Raw genomic sequence first — 12099 nt, 5'->3', positions numbered from 1 at the left:
CTCCGGCCCCCGCACCTCCTGCGCCCCGGCGCCGCGCGGGCTGCGCGGCCGGCCGAGGAAGACCAGCCCGACCATCCGCAGCATCGCCGCCGCCGCCAGCGCCGCCGCCATCGCGGCCAGCGTCGTCGCCGCGGCGGCGGCCACCTGGAAGCCGATCTCCTGCACCCGCCAGCCGGCCAGCAGCGCCTGCAGCAGCAGCCATTCGCTGGCGAAGCCCGAGAGCGGCGGCAGGGACGCCGCCGCCGCCGCCCCCACCAGGGCGCAGGCGGCGGTCGCCGGCATGGCATGGATCAGCCCGCCCAGCCGGTCGATCCGCCGGCTGCCCGCGGCATGCAGCACCGCGCCCGCCGAGAGGAAGAGCAGCGTCTTGAACACCCCATGGGTCAGCGCATGCAGCAGCGAAGCCGCCGCCGCCAGCGCCGCCAGCCCGCCGAGATCCGCACCGCGAAAGGCCAGCACCAGGCCGAGGCCCATGGTGATGAAGCCGATATTCTCGATGGTGGAGCAGGCCAGCAGCGTCTTGGTGTCGTCCTCCAGATTCGCCCTGAGCGCGCCGAGCAGCGCCGAGAGCGCGCCGAGCGCGATCAGCGGCAGCCCCCACCAGATGGGCTGGACGGGACCGCAGAGATCCAGCAGCAGCCGCGCCAGCACATAGAGCGCGACCTTGGTCATCGCCCCGGACATCAGCGCCGAGACATGGCTGGGCGCCGCCGGATGAGCCAGCGGCAGCCAGGCATGCAGCGGCGCGAGGCCGGCCTTGGCCCCCGCCCCGATCAGCCCGAGAATCAGCACGGCGGCCGCCAGCCAGCCCTCCGGCGGCGCGGCGCGCAGCGTGGCGAACGCCGCCCCGCCGGCCTGCGCCGCCAGCAGGCCGAAGGCCGGGACCAGCGCCGCCCCGGCGGCGAGGGCGAAGATCAGGTAGAGCCGCGCCGCCGCCCGGTTCTCCGCCTGCTCATGCTGCGCCGCGACCAGCGCCCAGGAGGCGAAGGACATCAGTTCGAAGCCGAAGAGCAGGGTGAAGCCATCCCCGGCGCCCAGGGTCAGCGCCATGCCGGCGAGGAAGAGCGGAAACCCCGGCAGCGCCCGCGGTGCCTCCACCGCCATGCCGGAGAGCGAGGCGGCGGCCCCGACCAGCCCGAGCAGCAGCAGGAACCAGGCGGAAAGCCCATCCAGCGCCAGCAGCGCCGGGCCCCAGGGCGGGCCGAAGGACAGCGCCAGCGGCGCCGGCGGCGCGCCGCCCAGCAGCACCGCCAGGGCGAGCCCCGCCAGGAAGAGGCAGACCGCCAAACAGCCGCCATGCACCATTCGTCCCGCGAATGGCAACCGGGCCAGCGGCAAACCCGCCAGCGCAAGGAGAAGCAGCGCGACAACGCCAGCGGCGAGGCTGGTCAGCATGCGAGTTCGGGCCCGGACTCCATTCGCGGAGTGTATCCCCCGCAGGCGCCCGCCGCGAAGCCCCCAGGCCTGTGCGCAGTATGAAACAGGCTCTTAACTTTCCCGAAGCGAAGGATTAGGAACGCGCCGAGGGAAAGGCTGTATCGGAACTTTCTACCACCCTGGGGAATGGATCGTTCAATGGATCGTCGAGGATTCGTCGCCGGCGCGGTGGCTGCGCCGGCTGCCCTGGCTGCCCCTGCCCTGGCCCAGGGCGCCCTGCCTGAGATCCGCTGGCGCTGCGCCTCCTCCTTCCCGAAATCCCTGGATACCATCTATGGCGCCGGCGAGCATGTCGCCCGCCGCGTCGCCGCGCTGACGGACAACAAATTCCAGATCCGCGTCTTCGCCGCCGGGGAGATCGTCCCCGGCCTGGCCGTGGCGGATGCGGTGCAGAACAACACGGTGGAGGCGGCGCACACCGCCAGCTACTACTTCGTCGGCAAGGACCCGCCCTTCGCCTTCGATGGCGCCATGCCCTTCGGCCTCAACATGCGCCAGATCAACGCCTGGCTGCAGGCCGGCGGCGGGCGCGAGGTGCTGCAGGAATTCTTCGCCGGCTACGGTCTGGTCTCCATCCCCGCGGGCAATACCGGCGCGCAGATGGGCGGCTGGTTCCGCAAGGAAATCAAGACCGTCGCCGACCTCAACGGGCTGAAATTCCGGGTCGGCGGCTTCGCCGGCAACGTGCTGCAGAAGCTCGGCGTCGTGCCGCAGCAGATCGCGGGCGGGGACATCTACCCGGCGCTGGAGAAGGGCACGATCGACGCCGCCGAGTGGATCGGTCCCTATGACGACGAGAAGCTCGGCTTCAACCGCGTCGCCCCCTACTACTACTACCCGGGCTGGTGGGAGGGCTCGCTCAACCTGTCCTTCTACGTCAACAAGGCGAAGTGGGAGGAGCTGCCGCAACTGTACAAGGATGCGCTCGAGAGCGCCTGCCGCGACAGCACCATCGAGACCATGGCCAAGTACGACGTGCAGAACCCGCCGGCGCTGCGCCGGCTGGTTGCGAGCGGCACGCAGCTCCGCGCCTTCCCGCGGGAGGTGATGCAGGCCTGCTACCGCGCCACCTTCGAGCTCTATGAGGAAACGGCGGCGAAGAACCCCGCCTTCAAGAAGGTATACGATCACTGGCGCGCCTTCCGCGACGTGCAGTACCAGTGGTTCCGGGTGGCCGAGAGCACCTTCGACAACTTCGCCTATTTCATGCACGCTCAGGAGCAGCAGCGCCGCTGAGGCGGCGCCCTGCCAGGGAGGCCATAGCCCGAATGGGTCCTTTGCTCGCCTTCAGCCGGGGTGTGGACCGGCTGAATTCCCTTGTCGGCAAGCTGGCCGACTGGGCCGTGCTGCTCTCCTGCGGCATCTCAGCCGGCAACGCCTTCATCCGCTACGGCGTCTCCTACAGCTCCAACGCCTGGCTGGAAGTGCAGTGGTATCTGTTCGGCGCCACCGTCATGCTCGGCGCCTCCTACACGCTCTTCAGGAACGAGCATGTGCGGGTGGACCTGGTCTATGGCAGCCTGGGGGAGCGGGCGCGGCTCTGGGTGGATGTCTTCGGCTTCATCGTCTTCATGCTGCCGGCCGTCATCCTCCTCACCTGGATGACCTGGCCCTTCTTCCTCGACAGCCTGATCCGCGAGGAGGGCTCGCCCAATGCCGGCGGGCTGCTGCGCTGGCCGGTGAAGCTCCTGATGCCGGTGGGCTTCTTCCTGCTGACGCTGCAGGGCTTTTCCGAACTCATCAAGCGCATCGCGCTGCTGCGGGGCATCCAGCCCTCGGCCGAGGTGGTGGTCGAGTACCACCGCCCCGAACAGTAACCCCCGGCCGCGAAGGGCACGCTCCCCATGTCGCTCGAGATCATGCCGCCGCTGATGTTCGGCGGCCTGGTGGTGTTCCTGTTGCTAGGCTTCCCGGTCGCCTTCTCGCTCTCCGCGGTCGGCCTGTTCTTCGGCTTCCTGTCCATCGAGCTCGGCTTCTTCGGGCCGCAATATCTGGGCAACCTGCCGCTGCGGGTCTTCGGCATCCTGTCCAACGACCTGCTGCTGGCGATTCCCTTCTTCACCCTGATGGGCGCCATCCTGGAACGCTGCGGGCTGGCGGAGGACCTGCTGGAGGGCACCGGCCAGCTCTTCGGCAAGATCCCCGGCGGCCTCGCCTATGCGGTCATCCTGGTGGGCGCCGTGCTCGGCGCCATCACCGGCACCGTCGCGGCCTCGGTCATCGCCATGGGCATGATCAGCCTGCCCATCATGATGCGCTACGGCTACGACATGCGCATCGCCACCGGCGTCATCGCCGCCTCCGGCACCATCACCCAGGTCATCCCGCCCTCCCTCGTCCTCATCGTGCTCGGCGACCAGCTCGGCAGGAGCGTGGGGGACATGTATGCCGGCGCGATCGGCCCCTCCATCCTGCAGGTGCTGCTCTTCATCGGCTACATCGTCTTCGTCAGCATCTTCCAGCCGCACCGCGTGCCGCCCCTGCCGGATGAGGCGCTGACCCAGCGCGGCTGGGTGCTGTGGTGGCGGGTGCTGAAGGGCATGGTGCCCTCCGTCGTCCTCATCTTCATGGTGCTCGGCACCATCTTCCTCGGCCTCGCCACGCCGACCGAGGCGGGCGCCATGGGCACGGTGGGCGCGGTGGCGCTGGCGATCGTCAACCGCCGCTTCTCCTGGGACCTGCTGTGGCAGGCGACGCAGAACACCATGCGCATCACCGCCATGGTGATCTTCATCCTGGTCGGCGCCACGGTGTTCAGCCTGGTGTTCCAGGGCGTCGATGGCTCGCTCTGGATCGAGCACCTGCTGTCGCACCTGCCGGGCGGCGCCGTCGGCTTCCTCATCTTCAGCCAGCTCTTCATCTTCTTCCTGGCCTTCTTCCTCGACTTCTTCGAGATCGCCTTCATCGTCATCCCGCTGCTGGCGCCGGTCGCGGCCAAGCTGGGGATCGACCTGGTGTGGTTCGGGGTGCTGATCTGCGTGAACATGCAGACCAGCTTCATGCACCCGCCCTTCGGCTTCGCCCTCTTCTACCTGCGCGGCATCGCGCCGAAGGAGGTGCGGACCAGCGACATCTACTGGGGCGCCATCCCCTGGGTGGGGCTGCAGCTCATCCTGGTGGTGATCGTGATCCTCTGGCCGGAAAGCGTGACTTATTGGATCGACAAGGGCACGGGGGTGGATCCGAGCACGGTGCGGATCGAGGTGCCGCTGCCGGATCTGCCGGAGGATGACGCGCCGCCGGTGTTCCGGTAGCGCGACCGCATCTGCCGGCGCGCCGCCGCCGGCAGATGCGACGTCCAACGGGGCCGCCCTCCCGGGCGGCCACGCCGCCGCGGCAGCAAGCCTGGAATGCGGCCCTGGGTTTCCACCGGCGCCCATCAGGCGCGCGCCCCCGCCGCCACCTCCGCCCGCCACCTCGGCCCGACGACCGGCAGTTCCCGATCCCCGCAGGGCCGCCTGCCATCGAGGGCATCCGCCGCGGCCATCGCCGCCAGGTGCGGCGGCGGTGCCACGCCGTTGCGGGCCGGGCTCACCGCAGCCGGCTTGCCCAGCGCCGCCTGCACTGCCGCGGCTCGCCCTCTCCGGAGCGGGACATCCGACCAGGTGGTTCCCCTCGGATGGAGATACCCCCGCCGATGCGGATGGCGTGGGCGAGGTCCGCAGCGTCCCGGCGCCAGCTCTCCGGGGCCGGATGCAGGGCGGGGTGCCCTTCGCCCGGCAGCCCAAGGCGGACCGGCCCCGGGCGGGGACGCCCCGGCGCGGGAGGAAGCAGCGTCACCCGCCCGGGGCGCCGGGCGGCGCGGGCGACCTACCCTCGCCGGCCCGTCGCCTCAGCCCGGCGCCGGCTGTGCGGCCGACCGGAGGCGCAGCCGCAGCGCCACCGCCAGCCCGGCCAGGCCCAGCCCCAGCAGCACCGCCCCGCCCGGCTCCGGCACCGGGCGCGGATCCGGGTTGGGGGCGAGGGTGGGGGGCGTCGGCAGGGTGCCGGCGAAGGGGACGTCGTGCAGTTCCCCGCGGCCGTCGAAGCTGGCCGCGTAGAGGAAACCCTCGAGCGGCGAGTTGTTGGTCACCGCCGCCTGCCCGGCCAGGATCGTGCCATGCCAGGATTTCAGGCTCAGCGCCGTGGCATCCACGAAATTCCAGATGACATGGCTGTTCAGCCAGGCGTCGGCGTTGAAATTCTGCCCGCCCGGCTGGCTGTAGCTGCCGCCCGTCACGTTGATGACGATGGTGTCGGCCGTGCCCGCGCCCCCGAACTCGATGTTCCGCAGCCCGGCGAGCTGGGTGGTGGTGAGGGTGAAGACGGCAAGGCCCTGGGCATTCGGCGTCACGGTGAGCTGCAGCAGGTTCGGGTCGTTGTTTCCGGGCACCCGGCTGGAGACGGCGCTGTTCGCTGCCAGCCCCGCGAGCTGCGTCTGCAGCGCGTTCAGCGGCGTGGCGAAGTCGCCGATGGTGAAGGCGGGGGTGCTGCCGACCCGGCCGCCGCCATTCAGGTTGAAACGCCCGGCATTGCTGCCCTGGACATTCACGCTGCCGCCGTTGTTGACATTCTTGTTCACCCCGGCAGCGACGTTGACGACGTTCACCGCGGCGAAGGCGGAGGGCGCGGCGGCCGGGTTCGGCTTCAGGTAGAGGGTGGAGGAGGCGTGGCCGGTGATGCTTCCGGCCACCAGCCGCCCCTCGACATCATGGTTGCTGCTGAAGCTGCCGGTGATCACCGCGTTGAACTGGGTCAGGATGTCCTTCGCCGTCAGGGGGTCGGGCGTCACGGGGGCGGCGTGGAGCGGGAGGGCGACCAGCAGCAGGGCGGCAAGCAGGGACAAGCGACGCATGAACATGAGCACCTTCCTGGGTCGGGCTACCTGAGGCCATGTCTCAAATTACAGCATATGGCGATCTTTCTAGATGTTCCCGATGCGCAGGTCGAGATAAAGTTGCAAGCGAAGGCGTGACGATTTGTGTCGATACGACAGCCGCGCCCAACGCCCGGCGCTCAGCGCCAGAGCATTGGACCCGTCGCGATGTCCGGGATGAAGACCCGCCGCCGGTCCCGCTCGCCGCCTGTCAGCCCGCCGGCGTCACGCCTGCTTCCAGGTGAGCACCAGCACATCCCGGCAGGAGGGCAGGGCGGGGTCCGCCGGCTGCACCGGGGTGACGCCGTGCATCACCCGCGCATCCTCCACGAAGGCGGTGTCCAGCCGGTCCAGCAGGGTGAAGCGCGCCAGCTCCCGCTGCTCGTCGTCGGTGATCAGCGTCTCCCCGCCCGCCAGGTTGGTGCGGGCGATCATGCTGATGAGGACATAGTCCACCCCGTCATGATGCACCCCCTCCGGCGTCGGGTAGCCGGGCATATGGGCCGCGGCCTCGATGCGGAATTGGTGCATCTCGACGAACCAGTCATGCCCCGGGCTGCGGGCATCGGCGACGGCGCGGCCGAGATCGAGCAGCGCCTGCAGCGGCGCGCCCGCCGCAACCTGGTCTTCCACGGGGGCGAACCAGCGCTCCACCCCACCATTCAGGCTGTTATGGACCACCGCCTGGAAATGCGGCCGGTGCGGGTTGCGGAGGTGGCCGGGCCGGCCCCAGCGGGCGGTGAAATTGGCGTGGCGGCGGCGGCGGTAGAGCCCGCCATCGGCCATGAAGCGGTCGGTCTCCAGCCGCTCCCAGCTCGCGGCGAATTCGTCCAGCGCCGCGGCGGAAAGGCCGAGCCGGGCGGCCAGCGCCTGGCCGCGCAGCAGCGCATAGCCCTGGCCGGCCACCGCCTGCAGCAGCGCATCGGCCTCGAGGATCTTCAAGGCAGCACTCATGGCGCTTCTCCGATCGGCGGCGCCTCGCCGGTCCGTCCGGCCAGCACTTCCGCCACATGCCGCACCTTCACCGGCAGGCCTTCCCGCTTCAGCCGCCCGGCCATGTTCAGCAGGCAGCCCATATCGCCGGCGAGCAGCGTATCCGCCCCCGTCGCGGCGATGGACTTCACCTTGTCCGCCACCATGCGGGTGGAGATGTCCGGGTACTTCACGCAGAAGGTGCCGCCGAAGCCGCAGCAGATCTCGGCATCCGCCATCTCCTGCAGCGTCACCCCCGGCATCGCGGCCAGCAGCGCCCGGGGCTGGGCCTTGATGCCGAGTTCGCGCAGGCCGGAGCAGCTGTCGTGATAGGTCACGACGCCATCGTAACGGGCCTTCGGGGCGGTGAGGCCACGGATATCGGTGAGGAAGCTGACGAGTTCGTGGGTCTTGGCCGCCAGCCGCTCCGCCTTGCCGCGGTATTCCGGGTCGTCGGCGAAGAGGCCGGGATAGTGGTGGCTGATCTGGCCGCCGCAGGAGCCGGAGGGGACCACGGCGTAGTCATAGGGCAGGAAGGCATCGATGACGGCGCGGGCCAGGTCCTTCGCCGTGGCGCGGTCCCCGGAATTATAGGCAGGCTGCCCGCAGCAGGTCTGGCCGGGGGGGACGACGACCTCGCAGCCCGCTTCCTCCAGCAGCGCAATGGCGGAGAACCCGACATTCGGCCGGTAGAGATCGACGAGACAGGTGACGAAGAGGGCGACGCGGGGCCGGGTTTGGGACATGCAACGGAAGATAGGTCGAGGGAGAGAGCGGGGAAAGCGCGCGCATTGCATGGGTGGCGCGGCGGGGCACATGGGCTCGCCCGGGCCCGGCCCGCCCGCCAGGGCCCGGACGCAAGCCGGAGCGGCGGCGCCGGCCCGGCGCCCGGAGCGCGGTCGGCCGAGCCTCGCCACCCGATCGCGCTCCCGGCCCTGGTTGGCCGCCTGAGTCCCGGTCGCGGTCGGTGCGGCCTCGGCCGGTCACGCCCTATCCCGTGGCGTATTCGAGCTGCGGCGCCAGGACCCGGTCATCCTCGGCATGCACGGTGACGGGGATGGTCTTGGCCGCCGGGGTCTTGCTGCCGACGGCGTAGTGCCAGATCGGCAGCAGGACGTTGCATTCCGGGTAGTAGCCGCCGATGCAGCCGATCGGGATGTCGTAGGCGAGGACGAGCATGCCGGACAGGCTGCGGTCCACCCCGTCATCGGCCACCGTCCGCAGCGTCACCGCCTGGCCGATCCTGAGGCCCAGCCGGTCGATGTCCGAGCGGTTCATCAGCACGACCTTGCGGGTGTTCTTGATGCCCCGGAAGCGGTCGTCATAGCCATAGACCGTGGTGTTGAACTGGTCGTTGCTGCGCAGCGTCATCAGCCGCAGCGACTCATGCCCGACATCGGGCATGTCCCGGTCCTCGTCCAGCCCGCGCGGCGTCACGAAATTGGCCCGCTGCGTTTCCGTCCGCCATTCCCGCCGCTTCGCCGGCAGGTCGCGCTGGAAGCCGCCCGGCTCCCACATCCGGCGCTCATAGTCCCAGAAGGTCTCGGGCAGGGTCTCTCCGATCTCGCGGCGGATCTCGGCATAGTCCGTCATGTAGGCGTCCCAGCGGACCTTCGGGTTGGGGTCGAACACCTTCTTCGCCAGCTCGCAGAGCAGCCGGATCTCGCTGATCAGATGCGGCGAGGCCGGGCTGCGCAAGCCGCGATTGCCATGGATGCAGCCGGAGGTGTCCTCCATCGAGAGCACCTGCTGCCCCGCCGCCGTCTCGTCGATCTCCAGCCGGCCGATCACCGGCAGGATGTAGCTGACCTCGCCGGGCAGCAGGGCGCTGCGGTTCAGCTTGGTGATGACGTTGACGGTCAGGCGCAGGCGGCGCCAGGCCGGCTCCATCTGGCCATGGTCGGGGATGGCGCGGACGAAATTGCCGCCCAGCATGAAAAAGGCGCGGACCTCGCCCCGCAGGATGGCCTCGCAGGCCTCCACCGTGTTGTAGCCGGCCTCGCGCGGCGGCGCGAAGCCGAATTGGCGGCCCAGCCGGTCCAGGGGAAACAGCTCGGGCTTCTCGGTGATGCCCATGGTGCGCTGGCCCTGCACGTTGGAATGGCCGCGGATCGGGCAGATGCCGGCGCCGTCGCGGCCGATGTTGCCGCGCATCAGCAGCAGGTTCACCAGCATCTGCACGGTCTCGACCCCGGCCTGGTGCTGGGTCAGCCCCATGCCGTAGATGCCGATGACAGCGTGGGAGCGGGCATAGACCCGCGCCGTCGCCTCCATGTCGGCGCGGTGCAGGCCGGAGCGGCGTTCCAGCTCGTCCCAGCCCTGGGCGCGCAGCCACCCGGCGAAGGTCTCGAAGCCATGGGTGTGCGCCGCGATGAAGGCCTCGTCGAGCACGGCGGGGCCGCCCGCTGCCTTCGACTCCTCGTGCATCGCCAGCACCGCCTTGCAGATCCCGGCCAGGGCCGCAAGGTCGCCGCCCGCCTTCACCTGGTGGTATTGCGAGCTGATGCGGGTGTCCTTGCCCGTCAGCATCTCGGTCGGCGATTGCGGGTTCAGGAAGCGCTCCAGCCCGCGCTCGCGCAGCGGGTTGTAGGTGATGATCGGCACGCCGCGCCGGCTCGCTTCCTGCAGCGGGTGCAGCATGCGGGGCGCATTGCTGCCGGGATTCTGGCCGAAGAACATGATGCAGTCGGCTTTGGCGAAATCGTCCAGTGCGACCGTGCCGACGCCCTGGCCGATGCTGACCGGCAGCGCCACCGAGGTCGTCTCGTGGCACATGTTCGAGCTGTCCGGCAGGTTGTTGTTGCCGTAGAGCCGGGCAAAGAGCTGGTAGAGGTAGCTCGCCTCGTTGGACAGGCGGCCGGAGCTGTAGAACACCGTGCCCTTCTTCCGGTCCTCCACCGCCAGCAATTCGCGGGCGATCTCCGCCACCGCATGGCCCCAGGAAACGGGAAGGTACTTGTCCGTCGCGGCGTCGTAGCGCAGCGGGTGGGTCAGACGGCCGGGCTGCTCGAGGTGGTAGTCGTCCCAGCCGCGCAGCTCGGTGACGGTGTGCTCCGCGAAGAACTCCGGCGTGCAGCGATGGGCGGTGAGCTCCCAGGCCACGGCCTTCACGCCGTTCTCGCAATACTCGAAGGGCAGCGGGCTGGCGGGCTTCACCCAGGCGCAGCTGTTGCACTGGTAGCCATCGACCTTGTTGTGGCGGGACAGCACGATGGGAACGCTGGCCAGCACGCCCTCGCGCCGCAGGATGTTGCCGACCGAGCGGGCGGATCCCCAGCCCCCGGCGGGGAGGCGATAGGGCTTGAAGCTGGGATCTTCCACGGGCCTACTCCGGGTGCGCCGCTCAGAAACACCCGCACCCCCGGCTGCGTTGCTGCCGGCACCTGCGGAACTACCTGCCGAATCATTCGGATAGCCGCAGCATGCCGAGGAGGCCTGCGTGATCGTCGGACGCGACTATCTGCTGAAGAAGCCGGCCGGACCTTCCGCGCCCAAGCTGTTCCTGGACACCAAGCTGGTGCCGCTGGCGGCGAATCTCGCGGGCAGCCTGGAGGTGGCGCTGGATCGCGCCTCGGCGCGAACGGGGGTGCGGCCGGCCCTGCTCCTGGCCGGCGCCGCCGGTGTCGCCTCCTATGCGCTGGTCGGCCTGCTGCGCCGCCGGGGCCGGCGGGCCCGGCACGTCCGCTGAAGCGGGCCGCTTCCGCCGCCGGCCGCGCCGGGTCTCCGGCGGCCGGGCCGGCCTCTCATGCCGCCGGCCGGCGGCTCCATGGGCGCGCGGCCCGCGGGCCTCCGGAGCGTGACGGGATGGGTGCGACGCCCGGCCCATCACGCCCTGGGCTTGCCGCGCCGCCGCCGCACCAGGCCGCCCCGCGAAAGCGGGTCCGGAAGATCACGGCCTTCCCGGCCTGGTATCCCGGGGCGGCGTCGCCACCACATGCGCCGCCTCCTGCACCACCGCCCGCGCCCGCGGCACCAGCACGAACAGCTCCCCCTGCTCCTGCATCAGCCCCGCGCGCTCCGTCGCCGCCCGCCCCCAGCCCCAGAACAGGTCGCCCCGCGCCGGCCCGCGGATCGCGCCGCCGGTATCCTGCGCATGCACGAGGCGGCGGATCGGAGCGCCGGTCACCGGGTCCTTCGTCACCAGATAGACCAGCGCGCCGAAGGGGATGAAGGCCGGGTCCACGGCCAGGGAGCGGCCCGGCGCCAGCGGCACGCCCAGCGCCCCCACCGGCCCTTCCTCCGGCCGCAGCCCCTCGATCCGGCGGAAGAAGACATAGGCCGGGTTCTGCCGCAGCAGCGCCCCGGCCTCCTGCGGCGCCGCCGCGGCCAGCCAGGTGCGGATCGCCTGCATGGACATGCGCTCCCGCGGCACCTCCCCGCGCTCGATCAGGAAGCGCCCGATCGGCCGGTAGGGGTGGCCATTCTGGCCCGCATAGCCCAGCCGCAGCACCCGCCCGTCATGCAGCTTCACCCGGCCGGAACCCTGGATCTGCAGGAAGAAGGCATCCACCGGGTCGTCCACGAAGACGATCTCCAGCCGCTCCCCGGCCAGCGCCCCGGCCTCGATCGCCGCCCGGTCCGGCAGGCCGGGCCGCGGCGCCGGCGGGGCCAGCAGCGGCACCTGGTATTCCCCGGTCGGGTATTCGGCGCCGCGCAGCTCGGGCTCGTAATAGCCGGTGATGAGGCCCTGACCCATGGCGAAGGGCTGGTAGTGCTGCTCGATCAGCCGGCGCAGCGCCGCCTCCCGTGCCGCCACCTGTGCCGCCCGGGCGGCCGCCAGGGTCAGGCGGCGCCGGCGCGGCTCGGCCGGCGGCGGCGTGGCGGCGAAGGCGGCG

At 70.7% G+C, this 12099-nt stretch carries 11 protein-coding genes; 4 read left to right on the top strand and 7 right to left on the bottom strand.

Annotated elements, in window-relative coordinates:
- On the bottom strand, window positions 1-1395 hold a 1395-nt coding region (locus NJ376_RS23875; protein ID WP_252955795.1), incomplete at its 3' end, for a proton-conducting transporter transmembrane domain-containing protein.
- Between the two features lie 180 nt (window positions 1396-1575).
- On the opposite strand from NJ376_RS23875, the gene NJ376_RS23870 reads away from it, so the two are divergent.
- The 3 genes from NJ376_RS23870 to NJ376_RS23860 are packed head-to-tail and all read left to right on the top strand — an operon-like array spanning window position 1576 to window position 4691.
- Complete coding sequence (locus tag NJ376_RS23870; RefSeq protein ID WP_252955794.1) at window positions 1576-2673, top strand: TRAP transporter substrate-binding protein; 1098 nt, start codon at window positions 1576-1578, stop codon at window positions 2671-2673.
- Between the two features lie 32 nt (window positions 2674-2705).
- Window positions 2706-3254, top strand: a complete 549-nt coding sequence (locus tag NJ376_RS23865) for a TRAP transporter small permease subunit (RefSeq protein ID WP_252955793.1) — start codon at window positions 2706-2708, stop codon at window positions 3252-3254.
- A gap of 27 nt (window positions 3255-3281) precedes the next feature.
- Window positions 3282-4691: a TRAP transporter large permease gene (locus tag NJ376_RS23860; RefSeq protein ID WP_252955792.1), complete on the top strand. Its 1410-nt coding sequence runs from the start codon at window positions 3282-3284 to the stop codon at window positions 4689-4691.
- A 125-nt stretch (window positions 4692-4816) separates the two neighbouring features.
- On the opposite strand, the gene NJ376_RS23855 is transcribed toward NJ376_RS23860, so the two are convergent.
- From NJ376_RS23855 to NJ376_RS23835, 5 genes are all read right to left on the bottom strand, one after another.
- The gene (locus NJ376_RS23855; RefSeq protein WP_252955791.1) at window positions 4817-4972 is read right to left on the bottom strand and encodes a hypothetical protein; all 156 of its coding nucleotides are present in this window, start codon (window positions 4970-4972) and stop codon (window positions 4817-4819) included.
- Window positions 4973-5269: 297 nt separating this feature from the next.
- The gene (locus tag NJ376_RS23850; protein WP_252955790.1) at window positions 5270-6277 is read right to left on the bottom strand and encodes a choice-of-anchor A family protein; all 1008 of its coding nucleotides are present in this window, start codon (window positions 6275-6277) and stop codon (window positions 5270-5272) included.
- Between the two features lie 240 nt (window positions 6278-6517).
- Window positions 6518-7246: a 2OG-Fe dioxygenase family protein gene (locus NJ376_RS23845; protein ID WP_252955789.1), complete on the bottom strand. Its 729-nt coding sequence runs from the start codon at window positions 7244-7246 to the stop codon at window positions 6518-6520.
- Entirely contained in the window at window positions 7243-8010 is a 768-nt protein-coding gene (locus NJ376_RS23840) for a (Fe-S)-binding protein (RefSeq protein WP_252955788.1), read from the bottom strand. Before NJ376_RS23840 ends, NJ376_RS23845 begins: the two co-directional genes overlap by 4 nt.
- A gap of 244 nt (window positions 8011-8254) precedes the next feature.
- Window positions 8255-10585 carry an FdhF/YdeP family oxidoreductase gene (locus tag NJ376_RS23835; RefSeq protein ID WP_252955787.1) on the bottom strand — a complete coding sequence of 777 codons (2331 nt, stop codon included), beginning with the start codon at window positions 10583-10585 and terminating at the stop codon, window positions 8255-8257.
- 118 nt (window positions 10586-10703) lie between these two features.
- Between NJ376_RS23835 and NJ376_RS23830 the strand changes: the two genes are divergently transcribed.
- A complete protein-coding gene (locus NJ376_RS23830; protein WP_252955786.1) occupies window positions 10704-10952 on the top strand; it encodes a hypothetical protein in 249 nt (82 codons plus the stop codon).
- A gap of 201 nt (window positions 10953-11153) precedes the next feature.
- Here NJ376_RS23830 and mltA read toward each other — a convergent pair.
- A partial coding sequence (gene mltA, locus NJ376_RS23825) for a murein transglycosylase A (protein ID WP_252955785.1) occupies window positions 11154-12099 on the bottom strand: 946 nt, incomplete at its 5' end.

It is taken from the genome of Siccirubricoccus soli, assembly GCF_024178315.1.
Lineage (GTDB): Bacteria > Pseudomonadota > Alphaproteobacteria > Acetobacterales > Acetobacteraceae > Siccirubricoccus > Siccirubricoccus soli.
This window is presented reverse-complemented; position numbering and strand designations above follow the sequence as displayed.

Excerpts from the sequence above, each read along its gene's own strand:
- NJ376_RS23850 (WP_252955790.1), bottom strand. The coding sequence starts at position 6,277 with ATGTTCATGCGTCGCTTGTCCCTGCTTGCCGCCCTGCTGCTGGTCGCC.
- NJ376_RS23860 (WP_252955792.1), top strand. The coding sequence starts at position 3,282 with ATGTCGCTCGAGATCATGCCGCCGCTGATGTTCGGCGGCCTGGTGGTG.
- NJ376_RS23870 (WP_252955794.1), top strand. The coding sequence starts at position 1,576 with ATGGATCGTCGAGGATTCGTCGCCGGCGCGGTGGCTGCGCCGGCTGCC.
- NJ376_RS23840 (WP_252955788.1), bottom strand. The coding sequence starts at position 8,010 with ATGTCCCAAACCCGGCCCCGCGTCGCCCTCTTCGTCACCTGTCTCGTC.
- NJ376_RS23865 (WP_252955793.1), top strand. The coding sequence starts at position 2,706 with ATGGGTCCTTTGCTCGCCTTCAGCCGGGGTGTGGACCGGCTGAATTCC.
- NJ376_RS23845 (WP_252955789.1), bottom strand. The coding sequence starts at position 7,246 with ATGAGTGCTGCCTTGAAGATCCTCGAGGCCGATGCGCTGCTGCAGGCG.